At 39.5% G+C, this 20,597-nt stretch carries 18 protein-coding genes; 11 read left to right on the top strand and 7 right to left on the bottom strand.

Annotation, left to right across the window (positions count from 1 at the left end):
* Window positions 1-59: 59 nt before the first annotated feature.
* Complete coding sequence (locus tag N6H18_RS05690; RefSeq protein WP_262310872.1) at window positions 60-917, bottom strand: hypothetical protein; 858 nt, start codon at window positions 915-917, stop codon at window positions 60-62.
* A 5-nt stretch (window positions 918-922) separates the two neighbouring features.
* Window positions 923-2,146, bottom strand: a complete 1,224-nt coding sequence (locus tag N6H18_RS05685) for an outer membrane protein assembly factor (protein ID WP_262310871.1) — start codon at window positions 2,144-2,146, stop codon at window positions 923-925.
* A gap of 170 nt (window positions 2,147-2,316) precedes the next feature.
* Here N6H18_RS05685 and N6H18_RS05680 point away from each other — a divergent pair, with 170 nt between their 5' ends.
* Entirely contained in the window at window positions 2,317-2,940 is a 624-nt protein-coding gene (locus N6H18_RS05680; protein WP_262310870.1) for a porin family protein, read from the top strand.
* Window positions 2,941-3,005: 65 nt separating this feature from the next.
* Entirely contained in the window at window positions 3,006-4,907 is a 1,902-nt protein-coding gene (locus N6H18_RS05675; RefSeq protein ID WP_262310869.1) for a BamA/TamA family outer membrane protein, read from the top strand.
* A gap of 66 nt (window positions 4,908-4,973) precedes the next feature.
* Here the strand turns inward: N6H18_RS05675 and N6H18_RS05670 are convergent, their stop codons facing one another.
* From N6H18_RS05670 to N6H18_RS05660, 3 genes are all read right to left on the bottom strand, one after another.
* A complete protein-coding gene (locus N6H18_RS05670; protein ID WP_262310868.1) occupies window positions 4,974-5,231 on the bottom strand; it encodes a FoF1 ATP synthase subunit delta/epsilon in 258 nt (85 codons plus the stop codon).
* Between the two features lie 4 nt (window positions 5,232-5,235).
* Complete coding sequence (gene atpD / locus N6H18_RS05665) at window positions 5,236-6,744, bottom strand: F0F1 ATP synthase subunit beta (RefSeq protein ID WP_262310867.1); 1,509 nt, start codon at window positions 6,742-6,744, stop codon at window positions 5,236-5,238.
* Window positions 6,745-6,846: 102 nt separating this feature from the next.
* A complete protein-coding gene (locus N6H18_RS05660; protein WP_262310866.1) occupies window positions 6,847-8,064 on the bottom strand; it encodes a sensor histidine kinase in 1,218 nt (405 codons plus the stop codon).
* 208 nt (window positions 8,065-8,272) lie between these two features.
* Here N6H18_RS05660 and N6H18_RS05655 point away from each other — a divergent pair, with 208 nt between their 5' ends.
* The 3 genes from N6H18_RS05655 to N6H18_RS05645 all read left to right on the top strand — a co-directional run bounded on the left by N6H18_RS05655 (window position 8,273) and on the right by N6H18_RS05645 (window position 12,163).
* A complete protein-coding gene (locus N6H18_RS05655) occupies window positions 8,273-8,962 on the top strand; it encodes an OmpA family protein (protein WP_262310865.1) in 690 nt (229 codons plus the stop codon).
* 65 nt (window positions 8,963-9,027) lie between these two features.
* Window positions 9,028-11,166, top strand: coding sequence for an OmpA family protein (locus N6H18_RS05650; protein ID WP_262310864.1), 2,139 nt, complete (start codon window positions 9,028-9,030; stop codon window positions 11,164-11,166).
* Window positions 11,167-11,191: 25 nt separating this feature from the next.
* Window positions 11,192-12,163 (top strand): hydrogen peroxide-inducible genes activator, encoded by a 972-nt coding sequence (locus N6H18_RS05645; protein ID WP_316044838.1) that lies wholly within the window; start codon window positions 11,192-11,194, stop codon window positions 12,161-12,163.
* A 22-nt stretch (window positions 12,164-12,185) separates the two neighbouring features.
* Here N6H18_RS05645 and N6H18_RS05640 read toward each other — a convergent pair whose 3' ends face one another.
* A complete protein-coding gene (locus tag N6H18_RS05640; protein WP_262310862.1) occupies window positions 12,186-12,788 on the bottom strand; it encodes a sigma-70 family RNA polymerase sigma factor in 603 nt (200 codons plus the stop codon).
* A gap of 277 nt (window positions 12,789-13,065) precedes the next feature.
* Between N6H18_RS05640 and gldJ the strand changes: the two genes are divergently transcribed.
* Window positions 13,066-14,280 carry a gliding motility lipoprotein GldJ gene (gene gldJ / locus N6H18_RS05635; RefSeq protein WP_262310861.1) on the top strand — a complete coding sequence of 405 codons (1,215 nt, stop codon included), beginning with the start codon at window positions 13,066-13,068 and terminating at the stop codon, window positions 14,278-14,280.
* A gap of 51 nt (window positions 14,281-14,331) precedes the next feature.
* On the opposite strand, the gene N6H18_RS05630 is transcribed toward gldJ, so the two are convergent.
* On the bottom strand, window positions 14,332-14,883 hold the full coding sequence (locus N6H18_RS05630; protein WP_262310860.1) for a ComF family protein: 552 nt from the start codon (window positions 14,881-14,883) through the stop codon (window positions 14,332-14,334).
* A 221-nt stretch (window positions 14,884-15,104) separates the two neighbouring features.
* Between N6H18_RS05630 and N6H18_RS05625 the strand changes: the two genes are divergently transcribed.
* From N6H18_RS05625 to ybeY, 5 genes are read left to right on the top strand one after another with little or no spacing between them, the layout of a single operon-like run.
* Window positions 15,105-15,461 carry a hypothetical protein gene (locus tag N6H18_RS05625; protein ID WP_262310859.1) on the top strand — a complete coding sequence of 119 codons (357 nt, stop codon included), beginning with the start codon at window positions 15,105-15,107 and terminating at the stop codon, window positions 15,459-15,461.
* Between the two features lie 2 nt (window positions 15,462-15,463).
* Window positions 15,464-16,405, top strand: coding sequence for a hypothetical protein (locus tag N6H18_RS05620; protein WP_262310858.1), 942 nt, complete (start codon window positions 15,464-15,466; stop codon window positions 16,403-16,405).
* Between the two features lie 29 nt (window positions 16,406-16,434).
* Window positions 16,435-19,683, top strand: a complete 3,249-nt coding sequence (locus N6H18_RS05615) for a DUF4175 family protein (protein WP_262310857.1) — start codon at window positions 16,435-16,437, stop codon at window positions 19,681-19,683.
* A gap of 30 nt (window positions 19,684-19,713) precedes the next feature.
* Window positions 19,714-20,115: an ATP-binding protein gene (locus tag N6H18_RS05610; protein WP_262310856.1), complete on the top strand. Its 402-nt coding sequence runs from the start codon at window positions 19,714-19,716 to the stop codon at window positions 20,113-20,115.
* Window positions 20,115-20,540: an rRNA maturation RNase YbeY gene (ybeY, locus tag N6H18_RS05605; RefSeq protein ID WP_262310855.1), complete on the top strand. Its 426-nt coding sequence runs from the start codon at window positions 20,115-20,117 to the stop codon at window positions 20,538-20,540. The genes N6H18_RS05610 and ybeY overlap by 1 nt, the downstream gene beginning before the upstream one ends.
* Window positions 20,541-20,597 lie beyond the last annotated feature (57 nt).

Genomic DNA, 20,597 nt, shown 5'->3' with positions numbered 1-20,597 from the left:
ATTATCAATATGAATAGCACTTTGTACTTTTTGCTAGATTAGAGATTGTATTCTCAACCCTATTTTATTTCCGAAAAGTAAATCACATCACTGTTGAGATAGTACTGATTGTCTTTGATCGTCAATGTGAGAGTAAGGCTAGGTTGCTTTTTAAATTGCAATTCTAGGGTTGCAGGGTTTTCGTTTTTCGCATTTTGGATGATGTAGCTTCCTTTTTTGGTGCCGTGGTATTTCCCTGCTTGACCTCTGAATACTCCTGTACGCTGTGTTTTGCTTTTGAAGGTACCATCATAATACAACCATATTCTATTCTCCTCTTTCGAACCATTTTCTCCTCGGGCCGAGTTGAAAATCATTTTGTTGGTCAATGCCTTTTTCCAATCAAAATCGTTGGTTTGGGGTCTTGGTTTGTAAAAGCTCAATTGATCGATCAATGGCTTCAGCTTTCCCTCATATGGGGGGTAGAATTTGTGTGGGGTGTACATGAGAACAGTGACACAGTAGTTGTATTCACCACATTTGGCTAGCAAATAGCCCTTGTACGGATTAGATCCTGTCGTGTGAATGGGTGCTGAGAGTACACCATCCTTTTCAGTGACTGTATCTAGGAGCTCGATACTCAGTTCTGTTGCCAGTTCGAACCCCTTTTCCCAATTGGATTGGATAGACGGGAGTGAAGTTTCATTGACAAAGTACAAAGCGGTCGCTTCTAGCGTGGTATCATTGCTGACTGTGAATATCTCTGTCCCCCGTGAGAGATAGCCGTTCCAATGAGATGGGATTTCTAATTTTAATCCATAGCTCGGGGCAAAAATCATTTCTCCTCCTTTGTAATTTTTGGAAGGTTGGATGATTTCCTGCGCTTGGGTTTGGAAAAAAATTGTGATCAGGAATAATATGGCTATGGCTGTTTTCATAAACTCTAAAATGCTTCATTTATTCCAAAATAAAAACCTGCAGCACCACCTTCTCCCCATGCCACGTCAATATTGAGATTAGCTCTTGATTTTTTGTTGATCATGACACGTAGACCTGCACCATATCCAAGACTGAGATGCTCGAATAGGTTTATGTCATCGTATCGGCTACTCGCTGTGGTGGCATTGATGAAGGCCACAGCTCCAAAGGTATCTTTGGTTTTTTGCAATGGTACGCGGTACTCAGTCTCTGCATAGACTACATTTTCTCCTCTGAATCTGCCTTGCGTGTATGCACGACCAGATCTGCCAAATTGATCCCAACCTACCGCAGGTAGATCGAGATAGGGCACATTGCCTGAAGTCACAAACCAACCATAGGCCCAAAATGCCAACATGTGTCGGGGTCTTTTTTTACTCAGGTTGAGGTAGTCGCGGTATTCCGCCCATAGTAGGCTAGATGCCTGGTCACTTCCTAGAAATGTAGGATTCATTCTGACATTTACAAAGGCATACCTGCCGTGATAGGGATTGATGGAATTGTCTCGACTGTCATACAAGGAATTGATACTGATGCCTGATAGGATATACTCAGTATTTGAAAACCCCGTTTTTTCTGAATAAATGTAATGACTGGTGAGCAAGGGAGGAATTGTATCCAAATCAAGTAAGCGATCGTTGATTTCGTGATGGTAGTCGAGATGATAGCCTAATCCAAAGTAGAATGGTGTTTGGTGGTAGCGCTTGAGTACGGTTTCATGAAATCGTAAATAGTCAAAATCCATCATTTGCTTATCGGGGATAGGTTGACTAAAGGTATTGTCTTCGAAAATTACTCCTGTTCCCTTGTTTTTCTTTGATTGAGACTCTGTACCTAATCCGTATGTCGGTTGTGAAGTGATGAAATAGCGCCAATCTCCGAGGAGGTTCCAACTGTCATTAGCCAAGAACATATTTGTTTTGGCGGTGATAATCCATTGTTTTTTGGTGGTGTAGATAAGTGTGCCCAAGCCTGATGAGATGTGAGTCGTCTCTTTGTCTCCCATGTACCAGCTAGCACCTGGTGCTACGCCAAACATCCAGCCATTGGTTGGGTTAGAAGCGATGGCAGGCAAAGGAATGATTGATATCTTTTTTTGATTCTTAGTACTTTGTGTGCTGTCTTCTACTTGAGCATGCGCCAGGTGATATCCTAGTGCTAAAATCAAAAAGAGGCAGAAGATTTTCATTTCGTTTGGGTGGCTTATTTGTGTATCAAGTTAGCAAAGTTTTCATATTCTGTTGAGACGAGCCTGATCATTATTGTCTTTGATGGATTCTTTTATAAAATCTGTTGCGTCTCTATGGAGCTAGTACGAGATATTGATTAAGTTTAATTATTAACTGAAACTAACAAGCCATGAAAAGAAATCTATTGATTACAATGATTGTTTTCCTACTTCCCATGACGACTATGGCGCAGGCCATAGAATTTTCGGGATATGGGGGATACATGCTCAGTGGTAGAGCGCAATATTACAGAGGAGAGGTCGATGTAGAAAACTCTGGAATTTGGGGTTTGACATTGGGGTATGATATGGGCAATGGTACTCAAGTACAGTTTTTATATACGAATAGTTCTGCAGACTCGGAGACGGTAGATTATGATGCGATTTTGTATCCCTATCACAACCTGAGACTCAAAATGGAAAATTTTCATCTGGGGGTTGAAAAATCGCTGGGTGGTGATGAGCTCATCCGCCCATATGGTGTGATTGGCATGGGTCTCACTAGTTATGCACCACAGGAGCAAGGATACGATACTCGGATATTTTTCTCAATGGGGCTTGGAGCAGGGGTCAAAATTTTCCCAACAGAAAGAATAGGGCTCAAGATGCAAGCTAGAATGTTTATGCCTTTGTTATTTGATGGCGTGGGAATCTACTGTTCGTCAGGTTCGGGTTGTGGAGGGGGTTCCTCATTTGCCGTGCCTATACTTCATGGAGAATTTAGTGGAGGAGTAGTTTTTAGGATTGAAAAGTAATTGGAATAGGTGTGCGAAATGGGGTTTTGTTCTTGCGTTTTTTGACTGCCCTTTGCTTTTCGCTTATGGTCATAGACCTGCCTGGTCAAATTTTAAAGGAGCAGGCTCATGTCAACCATGATTCAATTAAAGTTAAGGCAGATCGTTTTCTTTTCTTGGGTGATGAGGTCTATTATATACGCCGAGACACAACCATTGCCATCTCAGACACCACTGATTATTACGTAAGAAAACATACTCTTGGCAAGTCTGATGCTTTTTATGATTCGGTAGAGCAAAAAATGTCTCGGTCTAGGGTATCCAGTATGGTGTATGATGTTTTGTTTACCAAGGAATCCAAGAGTCATGGTGAGGGTCTGAGTGAGTTTCGCTTTACTCCCTATGAAGATAGGACTATCAATCCATTAAAATACAAACACTTAGCTGTATTTGGGTCGAGCATGAATGATACATCTAGGTATCGTGTAGATCCATATACCAATGTAATCAATAAACTGCATGTTCATACCCAACGATGGGTCGTTCGTAGGACGTTGACTTTTAGGGAAGGAGACTTTGTAGATGCACAGAAAATTGTCGATTCAGAGCGTCTACTTCGTTCCAAGGACTTTATCAGAGATGCCAGGATCATGGTCTTGCCTTCTGGTTCGCATGATTCTGTAGAAACCCATGTTGTCACCCGAGACATATTCCCCTATGCTGTTTCTATTCAACCCAACAATGACAACAATGCTCTTGTTGGAATCAGCTCAGTGAATATAGGTGGGCTAGGACACGAATTGGAATACAATTACATCAGGCACGGAGGGAGTGAACTGTTCTATACGATCAACAACCTCTTTGCCTCCTATATAGATATTAAATTTGATCTTTCTGATCATTTTAGAAAAAGAGGTTTGGGCATAGAAGCAAACAGAAGTTTTTTTACTCAGGATACTAAATACGCTGGAGGAATCGAGTTGAGTGATTATAAATATGGAGAATTCAATTATGATCCAGATGTAGACTCTACAAGCTTGTTTTATTATAGCGTGGATCGTTCTGATTTATGGTTGGGCAGATCTTTTCCTATCAAGGCGGATTTGAACAGATTGGGATTCAAAAATGACATCAACATTGTGGTGGCTGGACGATTGGATCGCCAAAATTTCTATGACAAACCACTCGTAACCCCAGACTCCAATTACATCTACCATAGCAAGACAAATTACCTAGTTGAAGTAGGTCTATCTTCTAGAAATTATTTCAAAGACAGGTATGTCCTCAACTATGGACGAACAGAGGATATCCCTACTGGATCGTCGATGGGTGTTACGACAGGTTTTCAGCATCGAGAGTTTGTAGATAGATATTATTTGGGATTTAAATATGCTTTGGGAGGGTACTTTTCCAAAGTCGGGTATCTCAATATTCAGGCATCCTATGGTGCGTTTTATAATGAAGATCATTGGGAGGACGGGACTGTTCGTATCAACACCAATTATTATACTTCTTTGTTGAGGATAGGGAATTATCGATTCAGACAATTTGCCTATTTGACGCTGCTACATTCAATCAGACCGACAGATGATCATTACATCAGAGGGTCAAATCAGCTGGGTATTTATGGCGTGAGTGGTTATTATCTCAAGGCGACTAGCTTGTTGAATGCCCAGCTTGAGTCTTTGTTCTTCTCTCCTTACAACGTCATGAATATGCGTTTGGCTTTTTTTGGTTTTGTTGAGGGTACTTTGGTCAAGGATACCAAAAGTGATTATTTCGACACAGATTTTTACTCAGGTGTTGGATTGGGTGTCAGCATCAGCAATGATAAGTTTGCGATCTCTACATTGACGATTAGGTTGGCATATTATCCTCATTTGCCCCTCAATGCGACATCTAATTTTATTAGCGCTTCTACATCTTCTAAATTGAAGTTGCCAGATTTTGATATCGAAGCACCAGAAGTAGTTGGGTTTACCAAGTGATCCTTTTGGACACAAAAAAACCCACAAGTCAGGCCTGTGGGTTTTCAATTCTTATACTTTTTATGATTAACGATCGACATGTTCGGCCAAGACCAGAACTCTATTGTTCAAGATCTCCACGACTCCACCATCGATGCCCATGTGTACTTCTTTGGTTTTTTTGTCATGAGTAATGACCATTTTCAAATCGCCCTTACCCAATGAGCTGACCATCGCAGCATGGTCATTCAATACTTGAAACGAACCTTCGCTCCCAGGAAAGGTCGCATGATCCACTTCTCCTTTGAATATTTTCTCGTCTGGTGTGATGATCTCTAAAAACATATCTTTATGCGTTAGCTTCTGCCATTATTTTCTCACCTTTCACTACTGCATCTTCGATACCTCCTACTAGGTTGAATGCAGCCTCTGGTAAGTGGTCATATTTACCATCCATGATTTCATTGAAACCTTTGATGGTTTCTTTGATATCTACCAACACGCCTTTCAATCCAGTAAACTGCTCTGCTACGTGGAATGGTTGAGACAAGAATCTCTGAACTCTTCTTGCTCTGTGTACTACTTCCTTGTCCTCATCAGACAATTCATCCATACCCAAGATCGCGATGATATCTTGCAGCTCTTTGTATCTCTGCAAGATTTCGATTACTCTTTGTGCACAGTCATAGTGCTCATCACCTACGATGTCTCTTGACAAAATTCTAGATGTAGAATCCAATGGATCCACCGCTGGATAAATACCCAACTCAGAAATTTTTCTAGAAAGTACGGTGGTTGCATCCAAGTGAGCAAATGTAGTCGCAGGAGCAGGGTCAGTCAAATCATCCGCAGGTACATAGACCGCCTGAACAGAAGTAATAGATCCATTTTTAGTAGAAGTAATTCGCTCTTGCATCGCACCCATTTCGGTAGCTAGTGTAGGTTGGTATCCTACCGCTGATGGCATACGTCCCAATAGAGCCGATACCTCAGATCCAGCTTGAGTAAATCTAAAGATATTGTCTACGAAGAAAAGAATATCCTTGCCTTCGCCTTCTCCATCACCATCTCTGAAGTACTCTGCAACTGTCAATCCAGAAAGCGCTACTCTCGCTCTTGCCCCTGGAGGCTCATTCATCTGACCAAAAACAAAGGTTGCTTTAGATTCTTGTAATTTTTTCTTATCTACTTTGGATAGATCCCATCCGCCGCTTTCCATAGAATGCAAGAATTCGTCACCATAGGTAACAATTCCAGATTCAATCATTTCTCTCAAAAGGTCATTACCTTCTCTTGTTCTTTCACCAACTCCAGCGAATACTGACAAACCGCCGTGTCCTTTGGCTATGTTGTTGATGAGCTCTTGGATCAATACAGTTTTACCTACACCCGCTCCACCAAACAATCCAATTTTACCTCCTTTGGCATAAGGCTCAATCAAGTCAATTACTTTGATCCCTGTAAATAAGATCTCAGTAGAAGTTGATAAATCTTCAAATGCAGGTGCTGATCTGTGAATAGGTAGAGATTTTTCTCCTTTAGGCTGTTCGATACCATCGATTGCTTCTCCCACTACGTTGAAAAGACGACCTCTAATATCTTCTCCAATTGGCATGGTAATAGGCGATCCCGTATCGATCACTTCCATTCCTCTGGTCAAACCTTCGGTACCCTCCATTGCGATGGTTCTTACTCGGTTTTCACCTAAATGCTGTTGGCATTCCAAAACTACTTTTTGACCATTCTCTTTGATCACGTATAATGCTTCCAAGATATTGGGAAGTTTGGATCCCTCAGCTTCAAAACTAACGTCTACAACTGGGCCGATTACCTGTGTGATTTTACCACTATTTGCCATTTCTAGATATTTTTTCTATGAAAATTGTGTCCTGTTTTTTCAGAGTGCGAAGTTAAGGCAATATTGACATAATCACCAACTATCATATTTGTTTTTAGCTAATCAGGATTTAAGGGAGATCCTAAAGGTCGTTCCCTTGTTTACTTCTGACTCTTTCACGTAGATTTTTCCCTTGTGATATATTTCTATGATTCTCTTCACCAGAGTCAAACCCAATCCCCAACCTCGCTTTTTAGTCGAATACCCTGGTTGGAATATCTTTTGAATCATGGATTTAGGTATCCCCTTGCCTGTATCCGAAATATCAACGACTACATGCCCTTCATTGGCTTTTAAAATTCTAATGTCGATCTGACCATCCCCGCTCATGGCATCTACGGCATTCTTACACAAGTTTTCAATTACCCATTCAAACAACGGGATATTCAAATTGGCCTCCAAGTCTTGGTTGGGAAAACATGTAATGGTAAAGTTGACCTTCGTGGACAACCTTCTTTTCAAGTAATTAATTGTCTCATCTATTACTTCGTAGACGTTGGCATTCTCCAACAGTGGCTCAGAACCAATGTTGGAAAAACGTGCTGTGATCATGTTCAATCTTTCCACGTCTTTTTCCAACTCCAAGACGATCTCTTGATCTGTCAGATTTTCGTCCGCTTTCAAATATTCGACCCATGCCATGAGCGACGAGATGGGTGTCCCCAGTTGATGAGCCGTTTCTTTGGCCATGCCTACCCATACTCTGTTTTGCTCCGCAGCCTTAGAGTAGTTGAAAATAAGAAAAGCAATCATTCCGAATATACCAATGATGGACAGTTGCACCACAGGGTAATATTGGAGCTGTGCCAAAAGGGTAGAGTTCCTATAGTAGATAAATTGGTACCCCGTGATCGTGCCATCATTGCTGCGCAAGGTTAGCAAGAGGGGTTCATGCTGCGACTCCATGATTTCCAATTCCTCCTTCAATATTCTGTTTCGCTCCTTGACTGTTTGCGCCTGATCTGCCTTGGGGACATTTCTTGACTCTAGCGGCCTGCCAATTTCGTCTGTGACGATGACGGGAATGGATTTATTAGATACGATGATTTCTTCAAAAATGAAATTCATATCTGTATTGCTCTGCTGATTGGCAAAGTGTTCTAAAGTATTGGCATATAGGCTGATTGATTTTTCCTCTCGACTCTTTAGCTGACTCACCAGTATGTTGGTATAGTAGATGGATACCAAACTAATAATCACCGAGACCACCAACACGACCCACTTGAACTTAGATCGGTTTCTGTATAAATCTAAAGAGGTATTGGGTTTGTTGACTGCCATTTAATCCTTTGATGAGCCAACAAATATAATTGTCCACGACTGATCTCCTATGTTTCTACTAAGATTTATCGTCAGAGATTCTTAACCGTGAATCTTACAATCCAGCATGTTGCTAACTACATTTTTAACTTCTATTCACTATAATAATCCTGATTTTTTAAATAAATTATTCATATTTGATGTTGAATTCAACAGTACCACCTGAACCATGTCCACAAAACTTATCCTTACTACCATTCTATTGAGCTGGGCCAGTATAGTATCTGCCCAAGAACAAACCGTCATTCGAGTCACAGGAACCGTAACCGATCCAGTCTCTAATTCTCCCATTCTTGCCAATGTATTTTATGAAAAACTCCCATATTATGATGACATGGGTACATCTAATACTGATAAAAGCAATGGTGTGTATGAACTATACATGATAGAAAATGAAAAATACATCATCAATGTCAAAGCAGATGGTTACAAACCAATCAGTGAAGAATTCGAGGTGAAAGACCAAGGGATTGGCTTGATCGAAAAGAATTTTAAAATGGAACCGGATGCCATGCACGAAAAATTTACCTTGGACAACTTGATGTTTTCTAGAGGCAAGGCTGGAATCTCAGAAGAGTCAAACCAAGAACTAGATGAGTTTGCTGCATGGCTAGATGAGAGACCCAATGTAATTGTGCAACTAGAAGGACACACTGATTTTCAAGGAAATGCAGATGCCAATATGCAGCTATCTGAAGAAAGAGTATTGGCTGTCAAGGATTATTTGGTGTCAAAAGGCGTCAAAAAGAACCGAATACAAACAAAAGCATTTGGAGGAACAGAGCCTCTCACCCGAGAAAGAACTCCAGAAGCTAGAGCAAAAAATAGACGAGTTGAAGTTAGAATCATTCAACAATAAAATAATTTGAATACCTTTGATTCCTGCCACGCTATGATTCATTTTTATTTAATGGACTTACCTAAATGAAGAAATATTATATCCTCATTATTATCTCCCTATTGACTACAAAATCTTGGGCACAAGAAACTGTTCAATGGGCATCCGAAGTACTCTTTGTGACGTCAGAGCTAACAGCTCTTCAATATGCTGCGAGTCAGGCTTTGCATTCTCCAAATATCTATCCATCTGGCGGAGATAGCCCTAACGCGTGGCGACCTGCCAAAGCCAATGGAAATGAGTACATTGTTGTTCTTTTTGATCAACCAATCAGAGCACAACAGATTGCGATTGCTGAAACTGAAAACCCAGGTGCGGTTACCAAGGTATTCGCATACGACTCATTGGACAATGAGTACCTCTTGTTTGACTTAAATGCAAGACCAATCCCACTGCAGAGTAGACTACTCAACCTTTTCTTTGAAAAGACACCTTATAGAATAGCCTATCTTCGTGTAGATTTGGATTGTAGCAAAGTACCTGGTTACAATGCTATCGATGCTATCGGTATTTCATCTTCTAATATTCCAATCAGCGTATTGATTGAGTTGGCTGCCAACGTCAACAACAACTTGAGTACAGAGCGACTCAGCAAAAACGTAAACAGCGAATATGTAGAACTAGGCCCATTGCTTTCTCCAGATGGAAAGCGACTATACTTTAGTAGAAGAAGTCACCCAGACAATGTCGGTGGCATGGATGACTATTCTGACATTTGGTATTCAGAACTTGATGAAAACACACATGAATGGTTGCCAGCCGTAAATATCGGAGGGCCACTCAATACTGCTGGACCTAATTATATCTGTTCGATCACACAAGTAGATGATGAAATCATTCTTCTATTAGGAAACCGATATGAAAAAAGAGGTCGAATGGGCGAGGGAATTTCTATGACGAGAAGCAAAGACGGTAGCAAATGGGAAAAACCCGTCAACATTGATATCCAAAACGCTTACAATTATTCTGACCAAGCTGATTTCTATATGAGTCAAGATACGGAGGTGATCATCATGTCTCTAGAGCGAGATGACACCAATGGCGAAAGAGATCTTTACACTTCATTCAAAAACGCACAATCAGGTACATGGTCCGAGCCTCTCAACCTAGGAGCAGTAATCAACTCTGCGGACGAAGAGTATGCGCCATTCTTAGACAAGGACAATGAAACATTGTACTTCACCTCAAGGGGTTTTCGTGGATATGGAGGAGCGGATATTTATGTTTCAAAAAGGCTAGATGACACCTGGACTAACTGGTCCAAACCAGAAAACATGGGTAGGGGAGTCAATGGCCCAGAGGATGATACTTATTTCAACATCCCATCCACAGGTAGTCATGCTTATTTTACACGAGGTACATCAGACGAAAATACAGATGTATTCCAGTTTAGAATCGATGAACTGTTTGTAAAACCTGGGGAGGAACAAGAAAGCATAGAAGAAATCATTGCTGCAGCTGAGCAAAAACCTACTACCGAAGAATCAGTAGCTGCTGTAGAACCAGTCGCCGCAGAGCCAGCACCGGTAGTTGTGCCTATCACAGAAATCGTAGTGACTGTAAAAGGCCAAGTCTTCAATACGGATACCAAAAAAGCCATTGCCAGCAAGGTAGTTGTAGAGCGCCTTCCTGATGGTATCAAAATTGGAGAAACCAATACAGATGCCAATGGGCTTTTCGAGTTCAAAGTTAGATCTGGTGCTAGGTATGGATTCTTGGCTGAGAAGGATGGTTATTTATCCAAAAATGAACACATCGACCTCAATGATGTGAGGGAAGCAAAAGTTATTGTTCAAGACCTTTCTCTAAACAAAATACACTCAGGTGCAGCAGTGGTATTGAACAATATCTTCTTTGAGTTTGATCAAGATGAACTAGAGACTTCTTCCTACGCAGAGTTGAAGAGAATTCTAGAAATGTTAAACTCTGGCGCAATCAAAAAGATAGAAATATCGGGACACACAGACTCCATTGGTGACAAAGACTACAACCAGCAACTGTCTAAACGAAGAGCCAACGCTGTTTACGAGTATTTCAAAAATCACAACATCGATACCAGTAGAATGGTAACAATAGGATATGGAGAGGCTAAACCCGTGGATAACAATGACACTGTCGAAGGTCGGAAAAACAATCGACGAGTTGAGTTCAAAATTCTCGAATAAAAGCTTTAGAATTGAAGACCTAATTATGTTAGGTCTTTTTTTTTACCTAAAATTCTACGCATTGACACTAGTCCAACTTGAGTATATTATTGCTCTTGACAATTACAGACATTTTGCTCTGGCTGCCGAAAAATGCTTCGTCACTCAGCCCACGTTGAGCATGCAAATTCAAAAATTAGAAGATTCTCTTGGGGTGCTAATTTTTGATAGATCAAAGCATCCTGTACAGCCAACAGAAATAGGTAAAAAAATTCTGGATCAAGCTAGGGTGACTTTAAGTGAATCACAGCGCATCAAAGAAATAATAGATGAAGAAAAACAAGACATCAAAGGCAACATTCGGATTGGTGTTATACCCACATTAGCTCCTTATCTTATTCCATTATTCATTTCCAGTTTTATAGAGAAGTATCCCTATATCAATCTACAGATATCAGAGCATATGACAGATAGTCTGATCGACTTGCTCAGAAAAGACCAGCTAGACATCGGAATACTGGTGACTCCATTAAAAGAAGCCGATCTCAAAGAAATCCCCCTTTTCTATGAGGAATTCTCTGCTTATGTATCACACAGGCATCCGATGTTTGATCAAGAAAAAATCAAAGTAGAAGACTTAAACGCAGATGGACTGTGGATTCTCAACGAGGGTCATTGTTTTAGACAGCAAACTCTGAATATCTGTAACGTCAAGCACTCAGATCGATTCAACAACCGTGTACTTTATGAAAGTGGTTCATTAGAAGCCCTAAAAAAACTAGTGGATAAAAGAGGTGGTTATACTTTAATTCCTGAGCTTTTCACTTTTGACATGACAAAAGATGACAAAAACAAATTGCGACATTTTGCAGAGCCAATTCCAACTAGAGAAGTAGGTTTAGTTGTGAAGAAAAGTTTTGTGAAGAATAAAATGATAAAAGCACTCAAAGATGAAATCAACTTGATGCTACCGCCTACACTCTTGAGTAAAAAAAATATGAATGTGATAAAATTCTAGTACTAAGGTGAGAAACTCAAGTTCACAGACCCTTTTTATAAATATCTGATTTCAGATTATCAATCAACCCAGAGAATTCACCCAGTGTAGCATTTTTGAAGTCTATAACGGTTCGTCTCAATTTGTCAACATCTACACTAAAACGCTCCGTTTCATCTGAAAGCTTGCTTTGCGCACGACTCAAAATCTGACGACAATTATCTGCCTTCTTACCTAAGATAGTAGTCAGGTCAGAATAATCGAAATTGAATAATTCCTTCAAAACAAATACTGCACGTTCAGACGGAGCTAGTTTCTTAAAAACCAAAGAAAGAGCGTGGGTCACCTCACACTTCAAATCCAAATTACTAAAATCAGGAGAAATACTCAGAGAAGTCAATGATGGGCTGACTTGATCTATTAACTCTTCCTTCTTTTGTTTAATTGATTTCAAATAATTGAGGCATTTGTTAGTTACAGTTCTGGTCAGGTACGATTTGACATCTTGTATCTTGCTTGCATCTACTTTGAGCCAACTCAAAAAAGTATCCTGTACCAAATCCTCGGCCGTAGACCTACAGCCTACCATTTTGAATGCAACAGCAATCAAAAAAGGACGATATGATATAACCTCTGTGTGCAACATAACAAGCACAAATTTAGAGAAAATAATGTCAAGACATAGCAACACTTAGCACCTAAGGTATTTTCAATACATTTATTCTCCACGATTTATTGAATAAATGTATCTTGTGGACAATAAATTGAATACTTTTGGTATTAATTAGGTGTATAGGGTTCTATCTCAATGCAACAGGAATGGGCATATTTTTATTTAATAATTGCCCAGTCTATTGTTTCCAATTTGTTTTATAGAATTTTGTCGCTATTTTAGGAGTTCGAATAAAATTTGAAAAATTGTTATGAAGAAATTTATTCCTTTCTTGAACGCATCGGCGTTTGCACTGGGATTAGGTTTTGCATTAAGCTCTTGTGGTGGAGGAGGTGGACATGCAACTAGTCAAAACCCAGGAGGTTATAGTTCAGCAACTGGACTAGAATATAATGAAGAAGGTGCGTTTGAAGTCAGTGACTTTCAAGGGCAGCCTGAAGGCCCCAATTTGAGATTTATCGAAGGTGGACGTACCATCCTTGGTAGTTTTGAAGAAGATTTGATGAATACCAACAACAACATCGAAAGAACTGTGACGGTAGCATCATTTTACATGGATGAAACAGAAGTAGCCAACATTCACTGGTTAGAGTACCTACACTACGTGAGAATGGATTCTTCTGCAGAATACTACAAATCAGCACTTCCTGACACGACTGTTTGGACCAAAGACTTGGCTTACAATGATCCTTATGTAGATCATTACCTAAGATATCCAGGTTTTAGATTCTTCCCAGTAGTAGGTGTGACTTGGAAACAAGCACAAGACTATTGTACATGGAGATCTATCGTGGTGAATCAGAAACTTGCTGAAGAAGCTGGTTATTTTGAAGAGTCTGCTGAAGCTGAAGCTGCACCAAACCAAAGAATTCCATTGGAAACTGGTTTTGTGTTGCCAAACTATCGTCTACCTACAGAAGCTGAGTGGGAATATGCTGCGCAAGCGTTGATCGGTACACAGTGGTTGGACGAAAACCAAACACACAGAAGATTGTATCCATGGGATGGACATGCTTTGAGAAATCCTTACGGTAAGAAGATTGGTACTTTCATGGCCAACTTCAAAAGAGGACGTGGTGATTATGCAGGTATCGCAGGTAAACTGAACGATGGCGCAATGATTACTACCTATATCTACGATTATCCTCCAAATGATTTCGGTCTATACAACATGGCAGGAAATGTCAACGAGTGGGTACAAGATATTTATCGTCCTTTGTCTTACCAAGACTTTGATGATTTGAACCCTGTCAGAAATGATGGTTTCCTTGATGAGGAAGATGGTTATGACTTTGCAAACTTCAACTCTATGGTAAGTGACAGAGTAAGAGTCTACAAAGGTGGATCATGGGCTGACGTAGCATACTGGATGTCACCAGGAACAAGAAGATTCTTAGAAGAAGATTCAGCAACAGCGACAATCGGATTCAGATGTGCTATGATTAGAGCTGGTACTAACTACTAAGAGATCAAATAAAGAAACTTTAAAAAGCCAACTGTTTTACAGTTGGCTTTTTTATTTCCCAGTTGCCAAACAGCCAACAGATAAGGATTTCACACCATAGTCTGTCAACAAACTACAAACACTAGTGATGGTGGCTCCAGTGGTAATCACATCATCAATTAGTAATATTTTCCTTCCATCAATCTTGCTCACATCCCATACCACATACTCCACGTGAAAATTCGTCAAACGATCCAACCTCATCTTCTTGGCTTGTGATTGAGTCATGTGTACACGTTTGATGGCATTGGTCTCTACTGGTATTCCTAATACTTCGCTCATACCAATTGCTATTTCTAAAGACTGATTATACCCTCTTTTCATCAAACGTGACCTATGTATGGGAACAGGCATGATACAATCAAAGCCCTGTTCCAGCACTTTTTGTTGGATGTCTTTGGCAAACCATCTTCCTAAAATCACACCTACCTTTTTGGATCCACCATACTTCAATTGATGTACTAATCTCTGAGCCATTCCCTTTTTAGTGTATTTTAAGAATGCATATGCAGCCTCCATTGGCACTACACCAGAAAGCTGGTCCAACATGGGGTTCTTTGTCATAAGATGGTAACCCGTCTTGGGAAGATCAAAATAACAATGCAAACAAAGTAACTCCTCATGGTCCACAAGAGGTCTAGAACAATTGGCGCAGGTCACAGGAAAAATAAGTGACATAAAGCCTTTGAAATACTGATTGATGTGCATATCTCCTTTGCTTTCTTTAAGATAAATATAGATTACTGCATTGAGGTCAATTATATTTGAAAATTGATACCAGACAAATGAAAAAGGATCTAGATTTAGACAGAAGGTGGCTTAAATTGAGGGAAAAATTGAAATTGGTGATTGGGAAGAAACCTGCCGATTTAAACGGCGTTTTATTTCTCATTGGAATCCAAGAATTAGGAAAAGGTCAAATGAGTTTTTCCAAAGAAGAAAAACAGGACTTAATTCATCTAGGGATATGCAAAGTACTGAGCTTATCTGGCTATTACGAATTGCAAGGGCTTGACGAAGAAGGCTGGCCACACTGGGCAGCTAACAGTAACATTCCTAACCTCAACCTGATGGAGCAAGAAAAATTATTGAAAATGAACACCATAGAGTACTTCGAGAAAGAAATTGGCTTGGAATTTTAATCATGAAAACACTATTACTTTCTTTGGCTGCTATTCTATGGCTGTGTTGCTCTTGTGGAAAGGAGCAAAATACAGTCGAACAAATCAGTTCACGTGAAACATTAAATATTAATTTTAATCAAAACGTACTTAGTCTCGATTCTGGTAAGATATTCAATGAAGCAGAGCTGTTTATAAATCAAATCACAAGCACTGGTGCAAAACCTAAATATACGCTCGCAATCTCTGATAGTGACATTCTCTATCAACTCACAACCCATGACAGCTCTCAAATCAAAACCATATCCATCCGTTTTCTAAAAAATGAAAATGCCATTCTTGATGAATTTATAGATGGAAAATTGGATATCATTCATTTCAATCAATGGACAAGTACAAGCACAAGAGCGATAGACTTCTACAGACAAGTAAAGGAGGATAAATACAGCAATTATTCATTAATTGAACGAAAAAGTGGCTTTGTAAACGGCTATACATTCGTGAATTTCAAAGATTCTTCGACTCTTAGTACCTGTGTTGAATTATTAGGGGCTCAAAACAACCATTTTGCCATTGATTCAGCGCATTTTACGCCCAAAATCGGTAGCGACACGATCAAAATTCCACTTGTATTTGAATACCATGACCCAAATTTGATACATGACACACTGCAACAGGACAATGTACACATATATCCTTCAGAAAGTTCAGATCATCTCAGCAATGATCCGTATATTATTTGGTCATCTGAATATGTCAATTTTTTAGTGGATAACAGAAGTACCGTAGCTGATAGTCTTTTTAATCAAATGAAAAGTAAGAACCCAAGAGTCAACGCATATGTAGCAATAAAAATATATCCAGATTACTACCTAACCAACGGCAATCTCAAGGGATTATTAGCACATAGAAGCCTTGCCGAGCAAATCGGCAAAGTACATTTTGAAGTCATAAAGAGCTATTGAAAACCGAATACTCAAATACTCAGGACACTTTGGTCCAAAATATACAGGCTTACAAAAAGAAGCTTTTTCTGAACATATTCATCAGAGGAAGTATATTTTTTGTAGCGATTTCTCTATGTATCTATCTAGTAGCCAACAGTTTAGAGTTTTCATTTAGGTTCTCAGAAGCTGGTAGAACTGCCGTTTTCTTTATGGTAAGCATGGCATTTATTACTGGACTCATTGTACTGGTCATCGTACCACTGATTCGATATTTCAAAAGTGACAGTCTACTCAGCAACGAAGAAGCAGCAGTACATATTGGAAATTACTTTCCTGATCTAAAAGACAAATTGCTGAATACTATACAGTTGCGTAACAGTGGGCAAGACAATGCCCTTCTAAACGCAAGTGTCGCACAACGAACCCAGGCATTGTCGATATTTACATTTTCGAATAGTATTGATTTGAAAGGCAACTTTAGGTATTTCAAATATATTCTTATACCGTTTTGTATTATCCTCTTGGCTTTTTTGTTTGTACCGCACTTTCTGACCGAAAGCACCGTACGAATCATCAACTACGACAAAGAATACAACAGCTCCTTATTCAAAATACAGTTGGTTAACACAGAACTCATAGCCTTTCGCAACGAGCCTTATCAAATAGACTTCAAAGTAGAAGGGCAAGCTATACCAGCGTATTTCTATTTTGAATCTGGAAACAAAAGGGCCAAAATGAACTTTGATGGAGAAAATTTGAGCTATCAAATTGCCAAAGTTCAAGACAATTTTAGTTTTAGCATATCTGCTGGGTCATTCGTATCCAAAACATATAACATCAAAGTAAAATCACGTCCAGAGATCAAAAATCTGAGCATTCTCCTAGATTTTCCTGTCTATACAGGTCTGGAAAGCTCACAAATTATCAACAATGGCAACATCACAGCACCCGAAGGCACTATTGCCAAATGGAGCATCGAGTCAATAGAGTCCGACCAGATACAGCTTGTTTTTGAACGTGATTCGCTTAACCTCACAACAGATAGAAACGGTGTTTTCAAAACACAGCAAAAACTCAATCAAGAAACGGACTATGAGATCAAATTGCACAATGTCTATAGCCAAAACAAAGAAATCATTGTTTATCACATTGACATCATCAAAGATCAATATCCCCAGATCAAAATCAGCACACAGCAGGATACCACACTCTACAAATATCTGCTGATCAATGGCATCATCTCTGATGATTATGGGTTCCAAAAGTTACAGTTGGTTTATGACATTAACGGTTCTACCCATAAAGAAAACATCAATTTTAACCGAAAAATCAACTCTCAAAACTACTATCATCAACTCTCTATCGACTCCCTTCATCTCACTCTTGGTGATGAACTAAGCTACTATGTAAGTGTATTTGACAATGATGCAGTCAATGGGCCAAAAGAGTCTCGCACCCAAAAAATGCTCTTCAAAATTCCTGTTAAGACCGAAATCAACAAAGACATAGAAAAATCTGCCAGTCAAGCAAAAAAAGACATTGACAAAGCCCTAGACAAAGCTGAAGATATCAAAGAAAAAATTGCGGAAATACAAAAAGACTTTAAAAAGCAAAACAACAACAGCTGGCAAGAGCAGAAAAAATTAAATAAACTACTAAAAGATAAGACCCAATTAGAGCAAGAACTGCAAGAATTGGCTAAGAAGCACAAAGAGCTTACGCAAAAACAAAATCAGTTTCATAAACCCAACCCTGAACTACAAAAGAAAGCAGCAGAGCTACAAAAGCTAATGGAGGACATCCTAGATGAGGAAACTAAAAAACTGTATGATGAACTAAAAAAACTCTTAGAAAACGAAAAAACAGACACAGACCTCAAGGATCTGATGAACAACATCCAACACAAAGAAAAGAATCTCGAAAAAGAAATAGAAAGAGCGCTTGAAATGTTCAAAAGAATGCAGTTCGACTATAAAATGGATGAGATCATCAATGACCTGGAGAACTTGGAAAAACAACAGTCCAAACTGGCAGAAGACACGCAAAACAAAGAAAAAGATCTTGATTCCATCAAGGAAGAACAGTCCAAACTGGATGAAGAGTTTGATCGCATCCAGGAGCAAATGGACAAAATGGAAGAAATGAATGAAGAACTCTCCCAACCAGAAGACTTAGAAGATTTGTCTCCCGAAGAAGAATCAATAGATCAAGCACAAGAGGATGCAAAAAAGGAACTAGAAGATAACAATAGAAAGAAGGCTGGATCCTCTCAGAAAAAAGCTGCTGATCAAATGCAACAGCTAGGTCAAAAGATGAAGGAAATGCAAGCAGGTATGGAGATGGAAATGCTCAGTGAAAATCTAGACAACCTGAGAGACATACTGGACAACTTGCTAAAGCTTTCTTTTGACCAAGAATCGTTGATGGATGATTTCACAGATGTCAATCAAAGTGATCCGCGCTACGTGACGCTCTCACAGAACCAACTCAAACTCCGTGATGATGCTGTCATCATAGAAGACAGCCTGTTGTCATTAGCCAAAAGGGTCTTTCAAATCCAAAGTTTCGTGACGAGAGAACTCAATGACATGAACAAGAATATAGAAGCCAGTCTTCAAGCACTCAAGGACAGAAAAAAACCTGAAGCAGTCGCCAGTCAACAGTACACCATGACAGCCATCAACAACCTCTCACTGTTGCTCAATGATGTCCTACAGCAGATGCAACAGCAAATGGCAGAAGCGATGGGTTCACCACAAAAGGGCAAAAAAGGACCAAAAAACCAATCACCCAGCATGTCAGAAATGCAAAAACAATTGAACGAAAAGATTAATCAATTGAAAAAAGAGGGGAAATCAGGAAGGCAGCTATCCCAAGAACTAGCAGAACTGGCTGCAGAGCAAGAAATGCTCAGACAGCAACTCCAAGAAATGCAAGACGGACTAAATCAGGGAGAAGAGGGAGTGTCCAAAAACCTGCAAGAAATGATCAAAAAAATGGAGCAGACAGAAACAGACCTGGTCAACAAAAACCTATCTCAAGAAATGCTCCGCAGGCAAGAAGAAATCTTGACTCGAATGCTACAGTCAGAAGACGCATTGAAAGAGCGTGAACTAGATCAAAAAAGAGAAGCACAAAGTGCCAAAGACCTTCAACATACACCTAACAAAGAATTTGAAGAATACATCAAGGCCAAAGAGTCTGAACTTGAACTCTTACAGACATTACCAGCCAAAATGAATCCGTACTACAAAGAAGAAGTAAACAAATATTTCCAAAGGTTGAACGAACAATAATATATTTGTGAACCATAAAAACATCGAACAATGGACGCCATAAAAATTCAGATCCCTTCTCTTTCCGAAAACATTAGAATCATTGAAAGCTTTATTGATAACGCCAAAGAGAAATACCAATTTGATGATGACATCTATGGCAACATCATGATTGCAGTCACAGAATCTGTAAACAATGCTATAGTACATGGCAACAAATCAGACAAGAGCAAAAATGTAGACTTGTCACTTTTCTTAGAAAAAAGTCAAATACGGTTTACGATACAAGACGAAGGGGAGGGATTTAATTATGATAACCTACCAGACCCAACAGCTCCAGAAAACCTAGAAAAGCCAGGAGGGAGGGGAATCTTCCTCATGAAAAACCTTTGTGATGAAGTCAAGTTTGAAGACCAAGGTAAGAGAGTCGAATTGAGTTTCTATATAGACTAATGGACGAAATACAATTCTTTTACGAGGACACCGACTTTGTACTAGGTCAAGAAAACAATATCCGCCAATGGATATTGCATACCATCAATGCAGAAAAACACGAATTACTTAATATCAACTACATCTTCTGCTCAGATGAGTACCTACACCAAGTCAACGTGGATTATCTAGATCACGACTACTATACAGACATCATCACCTTCGACAACTCTGAAGAGGAAGGTAAAATCGAAGCAGACCTATTTATAAGCATAGACAGAGTCAGCGACAATGCCAACCAACAATCTATTACTTTCATAGAAGAACTACGCCGTGTGATGGTGCATGGAGTATTACATCTTGTCGGGTACAACGACAAGACCGATGAAGAAAAAAGCCTTATGAGAGAAAAAGAGAATGCTTACTTATCTTTGCCGCAATTTTAGAAGAACAATATCACTGCTCCACGTGGAACACTTTGCAACAAAACACAAAAGGTTTCA

Source organism: Reichenbachiella agarivorans, assembly GCF_025502585.1.
Taxonomy (GTDB): Bacteria; Bacteroidota; Bacteroidia; order Cytophagales; family Cyclobacteriaceae; genus Reichenbachiella; species Reichenbachiella agarivorans.
The sequence above is the reverse complement of the archived record's forward strand: the minus strand, read 5'-3'. Positions and strand labels throughout refer to the sequence as shown.

Bases quoted from the DNA above. Each gene is read 5' to 3' on its own strand.
- N6H18_RS05675 (WP_262310869.1), top strand. From the start codon at position 3,006: ATGGTCATAGACCTGCCTGGTCAAATTTTAAAGGAGCAGGCTCATGTC.
- N6H18_RS05645 (WP_316044838.1), top strand. From the start codon at position 11,192: ATGTTAGGTCTTTTTTTTTACCTAAAATTCTACGCATTGACACTAGTC.
- ybeY (WP_262310855.1), top strand. From the start codon at position 20,115: ATGGACGAAATACAATTCTTTTACGAGGACACCGACTTTGTACTAGGT.
- N6H18_RS05660 (WP_262310866.1), bottom strand. From the start codon at position 8,064: ATGGCAGTCAACAAACCCAATACCTCTTTAGATTTATACAGAAACCGA.
- N6H18_RS05640 (WP_262310862.1), bottom strand. From the start codon at position 12,788: ATGTTGCACACAGAGGTTATATCATATCGTCCTTTTTTGATTGCTGTT.
- atpD (WP_262310867.1), bottom strand. From the start codon at position 6,744: ATGGCAAATAGTGGTAAAATCACACAGGTAATCGGCCCAGTTGTAGAC.
- N6H18_RS05690 (WP_262310872.1), bottom strand. From the start codon at position 917: ATGAAAACAGCCATAGCCATATTATTCCTGATCACAATTTTTTTCCAA.
- N6H18_RS05620 (WP_262310858.1), top strand. From the start codon at position 15,464: ATGAAAACACTATTACTTTCTTTGGCTGCTATTCTATGGCTGTGTTGC.
- N6H18_RS05610 (WP_262310856.1), top strand. From the start codon at position 19,714: ATGGACGCCATAAAAATTCAGATCCCTTCTCTTTCCGAAAACATTAGA.
- N6H18_RS05685 (WP_262310871.1), bottom strand. From the start codon at position 2,146: ATGAAAATCTTCTGCCTCTTTTTGATTTTAGCACTAGGATATCACCTG.
- N6H18_RS05655 (WP_262310865.1), top strand. From the start codon at position 8,273: ATGTCCACAAAACTTATCCTTACTACCATTCTATTGAGCTGGGCCAGT.
- N6H18_RS05670 (WP_262310868.1), bottom strand. From the start codon at position 5,231: ATGTTTTTAGAGATCATCACACCAGACGAGAAAATATTCAAAGGAGAA.
- N6H18_RS05680 (WP_262310870.1), top strand. From the start codon at position 2,317: ATGAAAAGAAATCTATTGATTACAATGATTGTTTTCCTACTTCCCATG.
- N6H18_RS05650 (WP_262310864.1), top strand. From the start codon at position 9,028: ATGAAGAAATATTATATCCTCATTATTATCTCCCTATTGACTACAAAA.
- gldJ (WP_262310861.1), top strand. From the start codon at position 13,066: ATGAAGAAATTTATTCCTTTCTTGAACGCATCGGCGTTTGCACTGGGA.
- N6H18_RS05625 (WP_262310859.1), top strand. From the start codon at position 15,105: ATGAAAAAGGATCTAGATTTAGACAGAAGGTGGCTTAAATTGAGGGAA.
- N6H18_RS05630 (WP_262310860.1), bottom strand. From the start codon at position 14,883: ATGACAAAGAACCCCATGTTGGACCAGCTTTCTGGTGTAGTGCCAATG.